This is a genomic window from Micromonospora sp. NPDC003197 (assembly GCF_053590565.1).
In genome coordinates this window covers 46,556-59,497 of record NZ_JBSFTE010000029.1, presented here as the reverse complement: position 1 = coordinate 59,497, position 12,942 = coordinate 46,556, and the positions used below count along the sequence as shown (strand labels likewise).

At 69.5% G+C, this 12,942-nt stretch carries 13 protein-coding genes; 6 read left to right on the top strand and 7 right to left on the bottom strand.

Annotated features, from left to right (window positions below):
* Positions 1–2 precede the first annotated feature (2 nt).
* Positions 3–1,019, bottom strand: coding sequence for a helix-turn-helix transcriptional regulator (locus ACWDV4_RS25510; RefSeq protein ID WP_449983427.1), 1,017 nt, complete (start codon positions 1,017–1,019; stop codon positions 3–5).
* A 169-nt stretch (positions 1,020–1,188) separates the two neighbouring features.
* Between ACWDV4_RS25510 and ACWDV4_RS25505 the strand changes: the two genes are divergently transcribed.
* The 3 genes from ACWDV4_RS25505 to ACWDV4_RS25495 all read left to right on the top strand — a co-directional run bounded on the left by ACWDV4_RS25505 (position 1,189) and on the right by ACWDV4_RS25495 (position 4,214).
* The gene (locus tag ACWDV4_RS25505; protein WP_449983424.1) at positions 1,189–2,673 is read left to right on the top strand and encodes a SulP family inorganic anion transporter; all 1,485 of its coding nucleotides are present in this window, start codon (positions 1,189–1,191) and stop codon (positions 2,671–2,673) included.
* A 20-nt stretch (positions 2,674–2,693) separates the two neighbouring features.
* The gene (locus tag ACWDV4_RS25500; protein ID WP_449983422.1) at positions 2,694–3,092 is read left to right on the top strand and encodes a MerR family transcriptional regulator; all 399 of its coding nucleotides are present in this window, start codon (positions 2,694–2,696) and stop codon (positions 3,090–3,092) included.
* 114 nt (positions 3,093–3,206) lie between these two features.
* Positions 3,207–4,214 carry a tyrosine-type recombinase/integrase gene (locus ACWDV4_RS25495; protein ID WP_449983420.1) on the top strand — a complete coding sequence of 336 codons (1,008 nt, stop codon included), beginning with the start codon at positions 3,207–3,209 and terminating at the stop codon, positions 4,212–4,214.
* Positions 4,215–4,245: 31 nt separating this feature from the next.
* Here ACWDV4_RS25495 and ACWDV4_RS25490 read toward each other — a convergent pair whose 3' ends face one another.
* Together ACWDV4_RS25490 and ACWDV4_RS25485 are read right to left on the bottom strand one after the other, a co-directional pair.
* Positions 4,246–4,836: an alpha/beta fold hydrolase gene (locus ACWDV4_RS25490; protein ID WP_449983417.1), complete on the bottom strand. Its 591-nt coding sequence runs from the start codon at positions 4,834–4,836 to the stop codon at positions 4,246–4,248.
* A 66-nt stretch (positions 4,837–4,902) separates the two neighbouring features.
* On the bottom strand, positions 4,903–5,529 hold the full coding sequence (locus ACWDV4_RS25485) for a LysE family translocator (protein ID WP_449983414.1): 627 nt from the start codon (positions 5,527–5,529) through the stop codon (positions 4,903–4,905).
* Between the two features lie 109 nt (positions 5,530–5,638).
* On the opposite strand from ACWDV4_RS25485, the gene ACWDV4_RS25480 reads away from it, so the two are divergent.
* Together ACWDV4_RS25480 and ACWDV4_RS25475 are read left to right on the top strand one after the other, a co-directional pair.
* Positions 5,639–6,613 (top strand): LysR family transcriptional regulator, encoded by a 975-nt coding sequence (locus ACWDV4_RS25480; protein ID WP_449983411.1) that lies wholly within the window; start codon positions 5,639–5,641, stop codon positions 6,611–6,613.
* A gap of 384 nt (positions 6,614–6,997) precedes the next feature.
* Entirely contained in the window at positions 6,998–7,849 is an 852-nt protein-coding gene (locus ACWDV4_RS25475) for a nitroreductase/quinone reductase family protein (protein WP_449983408.1), read from the top strand.
* A 53-nt stretch (positions 7,850–7,902) separates the two neighbouring features.
* On the opposite strand, the gene ACWDV4_RS25470 is transcribed toward ACWDV4_RS25475, so the two are convergent.
* On the bottom strand, positions 7,903–8,274 hold the full coding sequence (locus ACWDV4_RS25470; RefSeq protein WP_449983405.1) for a VOC family protein: 372 nt from the start codon (positions 8,272–8,274) through the stop codon (positions 7,903–7,905).
* A 94-nt stretch (positions 8,275–8,368) separates the two neighbouring features.
* Positions 8,369–10,075 (bottom strand): acyl-CoA dehydrogenase family protein, encoded by a 1,707-nt coding sequence (locus ACWDV4_RS25465; protein WP_449983402.1) that lies wholly within the window; start codon positions 10,073–10,075, stop codon positions 8,369–8,371.
* Positions 10,076–10,234: 159 nt separating this feature from the next.
* Here ACWDV4_RS25465 and ACWDV4_RS25460 point away from each other — a divergent pair, with 159 nt between their 5' ends.
* The gene (locus ACWDV4_RS25460; RefSeq protein ID WP_449983399.1) at positions 10,235–10,693 is read left to right on the top strand and encodes an Rv0361 family membrane protein; all 459 of its coding nucleotides are present in this window, start codon (positions 10,235–10,237) and stop codon (positions 10,691–10,693) included.
* Positions 10,694–10,729: 36 nt separating this feature from the next.
* Here ACWDV4_RS25460 and ACWDV4_RS25455 read toward each other — a convergent pair whose 3' ends face one another.
* Positions 10,730–12,094 (bottom strand): CoA transferase, encoded by a 1,365-nt coding sequence (locus ACWDV4_RS25455; RefSeq protein WP_449983396.1) that lies wholly within the window; start codon positions 12,092–12,094, stop codon positions 10,730–10,732.
* A 4-nt stretch (positions 12,095–12,098) separates the two neighbouring features.
* Complete coding sequence (locus ACWDV4_RS25450; protein WP_449983514.1) at positions 12,099–12,788, bottom strand: thymidine kinase; 690 nt, start codon at positions 12,786–12,788, stop codon at positions 12,099–12,101.
* Between the last annotated feature and the right edge of the window lie 154 nt (positions 12,789–12,942).

Sequence of the window (12,942 nt, the reverse complement as noted above, 5' to 3'; positions counted from 1 at the left end):
GATCACGATTCGACTTCCGGCTGGGATGTCACGGGCCCGACGTCCGGCCGGGGATACAGGCCGACCAGGGCGTGCGCGGTGTCGACGAACCAGTCCCGCAGCTCAGGCGGGCCGAGCACCTCGACCTCCGCGCCGAGCTTGAGCAGTTCGGTGTGACCGTGCTTGATGGACTCGATCGGCATCCGGGTGTGCAGCCAGCCGGTGTCATCCGGCGCGCCGGCCGCATCCCGGGCGGCCCGCGCCATCGCAGGCGGGAAGATGTACGGCATCCGGTCCAGTGCCGCGCTGGTCATCCGGACCGTCGCCTCGGCCCGGTAGACGCTGCGCTCGTAGCGGTCCGTCCAGGAACACCAGAACTCGGCCAGGTCAAAATCGGCTGGCCGGTCGAAGCCCTCGTCGCGTACGACCAGGTCGAGGATGGCCCCGACCCGGTAGGTGCGGACATCCTCCCCGGCCTGGGCCACCAGATACCAGCGGCCCGCCTTGAGCACCACCCCGAGGGGTGCGAGCGTACGGCTGACCTCCCGGGGCGTCTTCCACCGGCGGTAGCGGACCTCGACGAGCCGGTCCTGCCACACCGCGTCGGCGAGCGTGGCCAGGTGCGGGGTCGGTTCGGGATCCCGGAACCAGGTCGGCGCGTCCAGGTGGAATCGGTCGCGTACCCGCCCGCCGTGATCGCGCAGCTCGCGGGGGAGCGCCGCCCGTAGTTTCAGTTCGGCGGTGGCAAGCGCACCCCCAAGGCCGAGTTCGGCCGCCGGACCGGGCACCCCGGCCAGGAACAGGGTCTCCGCCTCCTCGCGGGTCAGCCCGGTCAGCCGGGTCCGGTAGCCGTCGAGCAACTGGTAGCCACCCACGGGACCACGATCGGCGTACACCGGGACACCTGCGGCGTTGAGCGACTCGACGTCCCGGTAGACGGTGCGTACCGACACTTCCAGCGCGTCGGCCAACTCCGGCGCGGTCATCCGTCCCCGGGTCTGGAGCAGCAACAACAGGGATACCAACCGACTTGCGCGCACCCGCCGAACCTAGCCGTTCATGCTGACCGCACCGAGCCGGTGCCCCACCGGCCACGGGTTACGGCGTGGAGCGCGACGGCGGTGATGATCCCCACGCCCCGCTCAAGTCAACTCTACTCTTACGGAAGGGTAGGGTTGGAAGGTCGTCCAAGATCGGAAACAACCCCCCATGTCTGTACTGCTGTCGGCTGCCCGCCGCCCGTCGTGGTTGTCACCCCGGGTGCTACGCACCGAGATCCTCGCCGGCCTCGTCGTGGGACTGGCGCTCATCCCCGAGGCGATCTCCTTCTCGATCCTCGCCGGAGTCGACCCCCGGGTGGGGCTCTTCGCGTCGTTCACGATGGCCGTCACCATCGCCTTCTGCGGCGGCCGTCCCGCGATGATCAGCGCCGCCACCGGTGCCATCGCCCTGGTGGTGGCGCCGCTGGCCAAGGAGCACGGACTCGGCTATCTGGTCGCGGCGGTCATCCTCGGCGGGCTCATCCAGGTACTGCTGGCGGTGCTCGGGGTGGCGAAGCTGATGCGGTTCATCCCACGCAGCGTCATGGTCGGCTTCGTCAACGCCCTGGCCATTCTGGTCTTCATGGCGCAGATCCCGCACCTGCTCGGCGTGCCATGGCTGGTCTATCCACTGGTCGCCGCCGCCCTGCTGATCATCGTGCTCCTCCCGAAGCTGACCACGGCGGTGCCGGCCCCACTGGTCGCGATCATCGCGTTGACCGTCATCACTGTCGTTGCCCACCTGGACGTGCCGACCGTCGGCGATGAGGGCGAGCTGCCCGACAGCCTGCCGATGTTCGGCCTGCCCGACGTGCCGTTCACGCTGGCCACCCTGAAGCTGATCGCCCCGTACGCGCTGGGTATCGCCTTGGTGGGGCTGATGGAATCGCTGATGACCGCCAAGCTCGTTGACGACATCACCGACACCCACTCCAACAAGACCCGCGAATCCTGGGGCCAGGGGGTGGCGAACATCGTCACCGGGTTCTTCGGCGGGATGGGCGGGTGCGCCATGATCGGCCAGACGATGATCAACGTGAAGGCATCCGGCGCCCGGACCCGTCTGTCCACATTCCTCTCCGGCGTGTTCCTGCTGATCCTGGTCGTCGTGTTGGGTGACGTGGTGGCACTGATCCCGATGGCAGCCCTGGTTGCCGTGATGATCACCGTTTCGGTGGCAACGTTCGAATGGCACAGCATCAAGCCAGCCACCCTCAAGCGCATGCCGTGGGGCGAGAGCCTCGTCATGGTCACCACGGTCGTCGCCACCCTGGTCAGCCACAACCTCGCCGTCGGCGTCGTGCTCGGCGTACTCGCCGCGATGGTCGTCTTCGCCCGCCGGGTGGCGCACCTGGTCGAGGTCACCAGCGTCCTCGACCCCGACGGTGACACCCGCATCTACTCCGTACACGGGGAACTGTTCTTCGCCTCCAGCAACGACCTGGTCTACCAGTTCGACTACCCGGGCGACCCGGACACCGTCATCATCGACCTGTCCGAGGCGCACATCTGGGACGCCTCCTCCGTGGCCGCTCTCGACGCGATCACCACCAGGTACGCAGCCCGAGGCAAGACTGTCCACATCATCGGCCTCAACGAGCCGAGCGCCCGGATGCACGACACACTCGCCGGCCAGCTCAAAGTCGGGCACTGATGGGCGGGCACACTGGTGCGATGACCGGACAGCACATGCAGATCGGTGAAGCCGCCGAACGCGTCGGCCTGAGCATCCGCACCATCCGTCATTACGAAGAGGCCGGCCTGGTCCTGCCATCAGCGCGCAGCGAGGGCGGCTTCCGCCTCTACACCGCAACCGACCTTGCGCGCCTGGCCGTCATCAAACGCATGAAACCTCTCGGGTTCACCCTCGACGAAATGCGTGACCTGCTCACCGTGCTGGACGCCCTCGCCGACGACACCACCCCCGCCGATGAACGGGCCACGCTACGCGAGCGACTGGCCATGTTCCACGCCGCCGCCCAAGCACGTGTGCAGACATTGCGGGAACAACTCGCCACCGCCGAAGGCTTCGCCCAACAGATCCAGGAACAAGTCAACCGACACAACCCTTGAGGCCGCGCCATGCTGGTAGCTGCTTCGCTACGTTAAGAGTTCGTTGTCCCCACCACTGGGATTCATGGGCGCGCCTCTGGCATCCGACACGACGAGGCTGAGAACCTTTCTCGCATGTCCCGATCCACCTCCCTGGTCCAGCGCCGACCCGGCAGCCTGCCGACGCTACAGAGCGCCCCGCTCGACTTCACCGAAGCCTGGCTGGTCAACCGGCGGCTCTCCGAGCACACCCGGGACGCGTACCGGCGGGACATCACCGGCTGGCTGTCCTGGTGCACCGAACGAAACCTCGACCCGCTCGCCGCGAACTTCCTGGACGTCAACGAGTACGCCCGAACCCTCGAATCCCGGGTCGACCCGCGTAGCGGCCGTCCGCTCACCCCGGCCACCGTCGCCCGTAAACTCTCCGCCCTGTCCAGCTGGTACGACTTTCTCGTCAAACTGCGCGCGGTGGACGCCAACCCGGTCTCCGGGGCTGACCGGCCCCGGGTCAGCCGGGACCATTCCTCGACCGTGGGACTGACCCCGCAGGAGGTGGACGCGTTGCTGGCCGCCGCCGAGGCGGAGACCAGCCCGACCGCTGCCCGTAACCGGGCTGCCTTGGCGCTCCTGGCCGACCTCGGCCTGCGGGTGGGGGAGATGGTGTCGCTGAACCTGACCGACCTGGGCTACGAGCGAGGGCACCGCAGCGTGCGGTTCGTCGGCAAGGGCGGCAAGGCGCGGCGGCGGGCGTTGACCCCGGGTACGGCGTACGCGATCGACGCCTATCTGACGGAGCGTGCGGCAGCGGCCGGTGTACCCGTGCCCGAGTTGACCGGGCCGCTGCTGGTCACCGCCGGCGGCGGCAGACTGGACCGGCACGCGGTGTTTCGCCTGGTCCGCCGGTTGGCGCGGCAGGCCGGCATCCCCGCCTGGGCGAAACTGTCCCCGCACTCGCTGCGGCACGCCTTCGCCACCACCGCCCGCGCCGAGGGGGTGCCGTTGGAGGACGTGCAGGACGCGATGGGGCACGCCGACCCACGTACCACCCGCCGGTACGACCGGGACCGGCACAACCTGGACCGGGATCCGGCGTACGCGATCTGGGCTGCCCGGTCCCGCCGCGCCCCGGCGTCGTCCTGACCGTCTTCGGCACACGCCTTCTGCGTCAGGTTCAGAATCTCCAGGTAGGTCCTGCGCTCGCATAGCTACGGCGAAAGACAAGCAGCTCAGGGTGACAGTTGGCGGGTGGATCTCTTCCGCTTGTGCGCGGCGGTGAGGAAGTCCAGAACGAGGGGGCTGGCGTGGTGCGGCACTCCTCGAAGTAGGCGTGCCGGCCATTGGGGACCAGGTGTAGTCGGGCGTGGGCAGGCATGCGAGGGTCGCCGAGGGTGTGGTGCGGGCCGGGATGGGAGGCAAGCCATTGAGGGGCGTGCATCAGCTCCAGTAGGGCCTGCCGCGCGGCTCCAGGCTGAGGTTGTGTCAGGGCTTGGCGGACATCATTGCTGCGTTCGATGCTGTGCGGGCCGCCGGGTGAGGTGCAGCCGAGAACCAGGGCGTCCACCCGGTGGGGGTGGCGGGCCGCGATCCGCTGGGCCACTCGTCCGCCCATGGACGTGCCGTAGACGTCGGCCCGGTCGATGCCGAGTTCGTCATCCCACCCGTGGTGGTTGTTGGCCTGGCCCGCCAGCAGGACCAGCGGCGCCCCCTGGCCCTGGAGCTGGTAGGCGATATGGGTTCCGTCCGGTGTCATGGCGTACGTCATCGACTTCCTCGCTCCCGTGTCATCGGGCGGAGTACCCGCGTGGCCCCGGACTGAGCGGCCCGGCCCTCAGACACCTACGGCCACCGCAGCGCCCAGCCCCAGCAGGACGACGCCGGTGGTCGCACTGATTCCCCGCAGGACGGTCGGCTGCGATACCAGGGCGCGCCCTCGGCTGACGGCCCAGGTGAGCAACATGTACCAGGAGGCGCTGACGAGCGCCCACAGCGCTCCCAGGGCGACGGTTGACAGGAACACCGGGCCTTTCGAGGTCACGAACTGGGGCAGCACCGAGACGGCGAACACGCCCGCCTTGGGGTTGCCGAGGTTAGTGATCAGGCCGGTGAGATATCCGCCCGCGAAGCCAGTACTGCGCCCGCCCTCGTCGGGCGGGCGGGTGGAGATGGTGGTGGTGAGTGCGGTCCGTAGCGTCTTCACGCCGAGGATCATCAGCACGATGCCGCCCGCGATCTGGAGCACCGCGTACGCGGTGGGGCTGGCCAGCAGGACGGCGGAGAGCCCGGCCGCGGCGGCCGTGGACCACAGCAGAAAGCCGCTGGCATTGCCCGCGAGCGTGCCTCGGAGCGTACGTTGGCCACCTTCCAGAACCTGCCGAATCATCAGGGCTTGACTGGCACCTGGCAACATCGCCAGCAGCAAGGTGGTGGCGATGAAAACGGGCACATGCGTGGGCATGGGAAAAGACCCCTTCCGGGGATTGCGTCCGATGGGTGTACCACCAGGCTTCCCGTCTCGCGCCCCTAAGAGAAGTTAAAAGAGAAGGGCGCAGCATTAGGATTAGTGAATGCTGGTGGATCCGGGACAGCTGCGCCTTCTCGCGTTGATCGAGCGACACGGCTCCCTGACGGCGGCGGCTCACGCACTCCAACTCACGCCCGCTGCGGTCACCCAGCAGGTGGCCAAGGCCGAGCGCGACTGGCAGGTGCCCCTGGTCATCCGTGGTCCTCGCGGAGCAACACTTACCGCAGCCGGTACGCTGCTCGCCTCCCACGGTCGAACTGTGGAGGAGGCATCGGACAGGGCCGAGGCGGAACTGGCCGCACTGCTCGGCCACCTCTCGCTCCGTCTGCGGATCGGGACGTTCCAGGCGGCTGCCCTGCACCTGCTGCCACCGGCCTTGACAACTCTGCGACACCGTCATCCGGACGCCGACGTCTCCGTCATAGACGTGGTGTCCGGACGCGGAGCGGACGAGATCAGTGCGGGACGCTTGGACGTGGCCATCGTCGCGTCCTGGGGCACGCCGCTCGCGCCGCCCCCACACATACGGGCCCATTCGCTCCTGTTGGACCCGATGGTCGTGGTTCTCCCCGATGACCATCCACTGGCCACTGGGCAGCCCGCGGACACCGAACTTCATTTGGAACAACTGCGCGACGAATCGTGGGTTTCCATCCTGGCCGGCCATGCCGCCCGTGAACAGTTCCACGACGCTGCCCGCGAGGCCGGCTTCACTCCCACCGTGCGGTTCGAGACCGAGTCCTACGACGTCGCCCAGGCCCTCGTCGGCACAGGCATCGCAGTGGCCTTGGTCTCGCGCCTGGCCCTGACCCAGGCGCCGGGCACCACCCATCGCGAACTGGCCCACCCCAGGCCCTACCGCCAGCTCTACGCCGTGACCAAAACCGACGCCAGCCTCACACCACTTGCAGACATGCTCATCGACCTCCTACGTGATGTCGCCCGCGACATCACCGCCACCTGGGAGGCTCCCCGGCAACAAAAACAACGCTCATCGAACTCACCGCACGGAGCCTGAAGAGCCACCTACTCGACCGCGGTGCGGCGTGCCGAACTGCCTCGGCAGCGGCCAGGCGAGACCACCTAGCGGATTCTCCTCAGCCCCGGGTCCGGGGAACCGGATTGCCTTCAAACGCGCACGGCTACTACGGTTGGCGACATGACTGCCGGGTCGGCCACAGGCCACGAACGATTGAGGCACCCGGCCACGGCGTGAGCGCCGGGCAGGCCCGAGGGCCGCCTTTTCCTTCCTCCGCACTGATTGCGTGAGATCACCTTTCGTACCTCGACAGCGGCGACCGCTGCTGAGTCCGCGTGCCCACACCGGACGGCGACATCCGCTCTTGCGCCCGTACCCGGGCAAGGTCACTAGCTTCCATTCCCCACAACAGAAAGACAACGTATGCCGATTGACTTCAACCAGCAGATCATCGACGAGTTCCGGGCCAACGGTGGTCGCGTCGGCGGCCCGTTCGAGGGAGGCCGGCTACTCCTGCTGACCACCGTCGGAGCGCGGTCCGGCACCCCGCACACCAACCCGGTCGGTTATCTTCCCGACGGAAACCGGGTCCTGGTCATCGCCTCGGCCGGCGGGGCACCGAAGCACCCCGACTGGTTCCACAACCTGGTGGCAAACCCCAAGGTCACCGTCGAGGACGGAACTTTTGTCTACGAGGCGCAGGCGACCGTGCTGACCGGCGACGAACGTGACCAGCTCTTCGCCCGCGCAGTGGAGGCCGACCCAGGCTGGGCCGCATATCAGGCCAAGACCAGCCGAGTGATTCCCGTGGTCGCCCTCGAACAGATCCCGGCCGGCCCGCCACAAATGTCCGGCGGGCCGGTGTCCATGGGGACCGCCCTCAAGCGAATCCACGACGCGTTCCGCCGGGAACTCGCCCTGATCCGTAAGGAGATCGCGACGTCGGGGCCCCGACTGGGGGCCCAACTGCGGGTGAACTGCCTGACCGTCTGCCAAGGGCTGCACTTCCACCACACCAGCGAGGACATGGGCATGTTCCCGGCCCTGGCCGCGCAGCACCCCGAACTGGCACCCACCATCGACCGGCTGGGCGTGGAACACGAGAAGATCGCCGCGTTGCTGGCCGACCTACAGCAGGTCATCTCCACCGATACGGCGGAGCCTGAGCTGGTGCTGGCCGAGGTGGATCGACTCACCGAGGAACTGGAGCAGCATCTGGTCTACGAGGAGGAGCGGCTGATCCCGATCCTCGACGCGGCCACTGCGCCGAGCTGAGCACCTGTCGGGTGCCGCCCTTGTGAAGGGTGGCACCCGACACGGCAGGACGGTCAGCTCTGCGGCCGGGGGCAGATGCAGAACGGCTGCCCGGCCGGGTCGATCAGCACCCGCCACCGCTCGCCACCGGGCTGGAACTCGGGCTTCGCCGCCCCCAGCTCCAGGCAGGACTCCTCGGCCTTGTCCAGATCATCGACGTACAGGTCGAGGTGGTAGCGCTTACCGGACGAGGTGTCCGGCCACTGCGGAGGCTGGTACGCCTCGACCAGACCGAAGCCGATCGAATTGCTTCCGTTGCTGATCATCACGTACTCGTCTTCACTGTGGGTCACCTCCCAGTCCAGCACCCGGCGGTAGAACTCGGCGTGAGCCTTCGGGTCCGGACTGTCAAGGTTGACCATGATGAGGTCGCCGATTGCTGTCATGCCCGGCAGCTTGCCGGCCGTACCTGACATCCTCTGTCAGGATCGCCAAACGAAATCCGCCTGGTCCGCCGGGATCGTCGCAAGGCTGGTCAGGTCAGCACAGCACGTCCAGGTGCTGGTGCGCGTCGACGGCGATGTCCTCGCGCCGTAGCCACCGTCGGGCCCAGAGCCGGGCCGCCACCTCGGCCAGTTCGTCACCCCCGGCCGCCTGCTCGACCAGCAGGGCGGTGGTCAGCGCGTACGCCAACCGCAGAGCGAGGCCACGTGCCCCGGCGACGACCGCCGCCGCAGCCGGTGCCCCGGTCACCTCGGCCACCGTGGCCCGCAGCTCGGCGGTGGCCTCTGCCAGCGCGTCAGCCAGGGTCGGGGAGATCCGCCGGGCCGTGTCTGTGGCCGCGTCGAGCCGCCTCAGCAGGGGGCCGGCGGCGTCCTCCCGGACGATGGCCCGCACCACATCCAGGGCGAGCACGTTGGTGGTGCCCTCCCAGATCGGCAACACCTGCGCGTCGCGCAGCAGCCGTGGCACGCCGGTGTCCTCCACGTAGCCGGCACCGCCGAAGCACTCGACGTACTCGCTGGCGGAGGAGACCGCCAACCGTCCGGTGGCCAGTTTCGCCAGGGGGGCCACGATCCGTAGCTCGGCGGCGGCCACCGGGTCGGCGCCGACCTCCACCCGGCCCAGCAGGGCGAACGCGTGCCCGGCCAGGACGAAGGCTCCGGCCGCGTCGACAGCCAGGGTGCCCAGCGTCGCCCGGTGCAGGGGCGAGTCGGCCAGCCGGCCCCCGGCCACCTGACGCTGTGTGGCGTACGCCCGCGCGTACGCCAACCCGCGCCGCATCCCGCCCGCCGCGGCGGCCGCGTTATGCAGCCGGGTGACCACCACCAGCGTCATCGCCCGGCTCAGCCCCGGCTGGGACGGATCACCCAACGGCACGGCGTACGCGTCCCGAAGCCCGATCTCGGCGGTGGGCAGCGCCCAGGTGCCGAGCTTGTCCTTGAGCCGGTGCACGATCACCCCGGGTGCTGGCGCAAACGGATCGACCCCCGGTGCGGCCAGCGGCGAGTCGGCCGCGTAGCGCGGCACCAGGAACGGCACCAGCGACCGGCTGCCCGGCCCAGCCCCCTCGGGGCGGGCCAGCGCGACCGCCATGTCGGCGTCAGCGGCCGAACAGAACCACTTCTCGCCGGTCAGCCGCCACGAACCGTCCCCGGCCGGGCGGGCGAGCGTGGACGAGCGGGCCAGGTCGGAGCCGCCCTGCGACTCGGTCATCCACTGGCCACTGACGCTCGCTGTCTCCGGGGCGGTGCTGATCAACCGGGGCAGCCAGGCATCCCGTACCGCCGGATCCACCTCGGGCAGGGACAGCAGCGCCGCCGCGCCGTCGGCCATTGCCACCGGGCAGGAGAAGGTGGCCGACTCGGGGCCGTACAGGTGCAGCAGGGCGTGCTGGACGACCCGCGCCGCCGCCCCCCAGGTGGTCCGCGCCGACGCCAGGTACGGCAGGGCGACCACCGCATGCCGGGCGGCGGCGGCCCGCTGGGCCTGCCAGCCGGCGGAGGTGTCGATCCGGTCGATCCGGGCCCCCCACGGGTCGTACCGGGTCAGGGTGGGTGGATACGCCTCGGCGTCTACGTGTGCGGCCCGCAGCGCTCCGGCGACCTCGGCAGACAGGGCGGTCAACCGGTCGACGGCGGCGGCGTGCCCGTCCGGGCCGAGCTGCCGGTCCAGCCAGGACCGCAGCAGCCGGTCGTCGGTGTACGGGTCGGCCGGCACGTGGACCGGCTGCACGAAGCGTTCCATCGACAAGCTCCTCCGCCGATCGGGGGAATGGTGGGCGGGATGCGCTGACGGTAGACCACCGGCCGGGGTGGCGACAGTCCCGTTGACGACGGGAACGCGCCCGGGTGGTGCCGCCGCGCTTTCCCGCGCCACCGGCCCGCCGCTGTCTACCGTCTACCCATGGCGTACGAGTGGGCCCGGCCACCCCGGCCTCGGCCCCGGCGTGGCCGGCGGGCCGTGTTCGGCGTCGCCGGTCTCGTCGTGCTGATCTGCTGCGTGGGGGCCGCCGGGCTGGGCCTGTGGAACTTCCAGTCGGTGCAACGGTCCACCGGCCCGGCGCAGGCCGCCGCCGACACCTTCCTCGCGGACCTCGCCGCCGGCGAGCATGCCCGAGCCTACGACCGGCTGTGCCCGGACACCCGGCAGCGGTGGACCCGGGAGGACTTCGTCCGGCGGGCGGTCAGCCCCGAAAAGATCAGCCGGTACACCATCGAGGACACCTCGGTCGCCGCCGAGGACGGTCAGCTGCGCGCCACGGTCACCGCCCAGCTGATCCGGGGACACGACACGCCGGACCGGCACGAGCTGCCAATAGTGAAGTCCGACGACGGGTGGCGGGTCTGCGGCGACCCGTTCTGATCGGCTCGGCCGATAGTCGTGCCTCTTTGACGACGATCAGATCCAGGCCGGCAGGTCCGTTCCCCACCGACTCGGTGGACGGGTCCAGTTCCGGGGCGCGCCGTCGTAGCTCACCGGAGGAAGAGCGTGGTCAAGTACCCCATAGGGCGACGCGGTCCTGCCCAGCCACGGCTGCGGGATGTAGGCGTCGTCGCCGTCAACGGGAGTGGGACGGATGTCATGCAACAACCAGGAGGCAGTGCCGGCGAGCGACAGCCGCAGATGGCATCCGCCACCAGTCTCCTGACGGTCGCTCAACGCGCGCAGGATGGCGGCGGCGAGCAGGTACCCGGTGCCGTGGTCCAGGGCCTGCGCAGGTAGCACCCCTGGGCGGCCGTCGGCGGAAGCCTCGATCGAGGCGATACCACTCGCGGCCTGCACGAGGCTGTCGAAGCCACGCCGCGAAGCCCACGGTCCCGACCAGCCCCAGGCACAGAGCTGGGCGACGATCACGCCGGGGCGTCTGGCCAGCAGCGCATCGGGTGCCAGACCGTGCCGGTCCAGTGCGCCGGGCCGGTAGCCGGTGAGCACGACATCGGCCGAGTCGAGGAGACCTTCGAAGATCCTCCGGTCGGCGGGGGTGGAGAGGTTCAGCAGCGTCGAGCGTTTACCCATGCCAGTATCGGCGTGGGCGTCGTGGTCCTCCAGGAGCTTCGGTGAGTCGACCCGTAGCACATCGGCTCCGAGCAGGGCGAGGGTCCGCGTCGCGACGGGACCGGCGATGACCCGGGTCAGGTCGAGGATCCGTACTCCGCTGGCTGGTAGTGATGCTGCCGGCAGCGTCCGGTGGCTGCCGTCAGCCAGCAGCCGTGTCTCCACCAGCGGAAGCCTGGCCTCGGGCGGGGCAGCGGCCACGGCGACGGCCAAGCCGCCCGCCGCGTAGACGGCTTCCTGGACTGGCTGAGCCGGGCGCGTCGCCAACTCGCCAGCCAGCACCTTGACCAATGCCTGGTCGTCGCCGCTGTCGGAGATGCCCAAGGCGCTCAGCAGCCGAGCCCGGTGGTGCGGATAGTTGGCGTGGGTACGTACCCAACCGTCAGCCGTACGCCAGAAGCCGGACAGGGGCGCGAAGGAGGTCGGAGCCCGACCGTCGATGCGCAGGTGACGCTCGCTGACAAAGGCCGTTGCCACCGCTGCTTCCCGCACCCGTACCGCTGGCACCGCACCGGCGTTGCGCCGGGCCAGTAGTTCCGCGGCGGCCAGCGAGCAGACGCCCACGCTCGCCCGGGCCAGCTCCCGTACCGGCAGACGTGCCGGCAGCACATTACTGGCAGCCTCGTACGACACCCGCTCGACAAGCTCGCCTGGCCCGCCGAGAGCCGCCCAGGCGTGGGTAGTCGCTACGTCGCCGGAGTGAATCATCTGATCAGCTTCCCAGTCGCGTCGTCTGCTTGTTCGGGCCCAGGTCGCCGGTACGGTGGTGCCGCCGGCACAGTACCTGGTAGCGCACCTCGGCGGTGTCGACGGTATCGCCGATGACCACCTGCTGGCCCTCGCGGGCCACGGTGCCGTCTACCACCCGGGCGTTGAGCAGCCCCTCCCGGCCACACCAGCACAGCACCTCGACCTGAATACGGGTCACCTCGTCGGCCAGTTCGAACAGCCGCTGCGCGGCCGGGAACAGGCACGCCCGGAAGTCGGTGGCCAGGCCGAAGGCGAACACATCGACGTCGTACCGGTCGACCAGTTCGGCCATCTGCTCCACGTGCTCGACGTTGTAGAAGCACGCCTCGTCGCAGATCAGGTAGTCGACGCGTTCCCCCTCGGCCCAGCGACCCTGCACCAGGGTCAGCAGGTTCAGGTCGTCGGTGACCTCGATCGCCTCGTGGGCCAGGCCGATGCGGCTGGTGACCCGCGGGCCGAGCGACCGGTCGATGCGGGTGAGCACCAGCCCGCGCCGGCCCTGCCGGGCGTGGTTGTAGTTCATCTGCAACGCCATCGTCGACTTGCCGCAGTCCATCGGCCCCCAGAAGAACTTCAACGCGGCGGCGTGCCGGGGCCGGCCGTCGGTGATGGCGGCATCCGCGCAGTTCAGGTGGGGGTCGGCCACGCCAATCGGCGGGTGTGCCGGGCAGGCGGGAGCGAGGGCGTCGTCGTGGGTCACGGTCGGGCAGCCTAACGCATGGTCAACAAGTACCCTGTCCCGTCCATAAGGTGACGAATCTCCTGCACCTCCAAAGAAGCCGCCGTCGCCGACATCGCTACGTCGA

Coding starts and splice junctions, on each gene's coding strand:
- ACWDV4_RS25505 (WP_449983424.1), top strand. CDS start 1,189: ATGTCTGTACTGCTGTCGGCTGCCCGCCGCCCGTCGTGGTTGTCACCC.
- ACWDV4_RS25500 (WP_449983422.1), top strand. CDS start 2,694: ATGACCGGACAGCACATGCAGATCGGTGAAGCCGCCGAACGCGTCGGC.
- ACWDV4_RS25495 (WP_449983420.1), top strand. CDS start 3,207: ATGTCCCGATCCACCTCCCTGGTCCAGCGCCGACCCGGCAGCCTGCCG.
- ACWDV4_RS25490 (WP_449983417.1), bottom strand. CDS start 4,836: ATGACGTACGCCATGACACCGGACGGAACCCATATCGCCTACCAGCTC.
- ACWDV4_RS25485 (WP_449983414.1), bottom strand. CDS start 5,529: ATGCCCACGCATGTGCCCGTTTTCATCGCCACCACCTTGCTGCTGGCG.
- ACWDV4_RS25480 (WP_449983411.1), top strand. CDS start 5,639: ATGCTGGTGGATCCGGGACAGCTGCGCCTTCTCGCGTTGATCGAGCGA.
- ACWDV4_RS25475 (WP_449983408.1), top strand. CDS start 6,998: ATGCCGATTGACTTCAACCAGCAGATCATCGACGAGTTCCGGGCCAAC.
- ACWDV4_RS25470 (WP_449983405.1), bottom strand. CDS start 8,274: ATGACAGCAATCGGCGACCTCATCATGGTCAACCTTGACAGTCCGGAC.
- ACWDV4_RS25465 (WP_449983402.1), bottom strand. CDS start 10,075: ATGGAACGCTTCGTGCAGCCGGTCCACGTGCCGGCCGACCCGTACACC.
- ACWDV4_RS25460 (WP_449983399.1), top strand. CDS start 10,235: ATGGCGTACGAGTGGGCCCGGCCACCCCGGCCTCGGCCCCGGCGTGGC.
- ACWDV4_RS25455 (WP_449983396.1), bottom strand. CDS start 12,094: ATGATTCACTCCGGCGACGTAGCGACTACCCACGCCTGGGCGGCTCTC.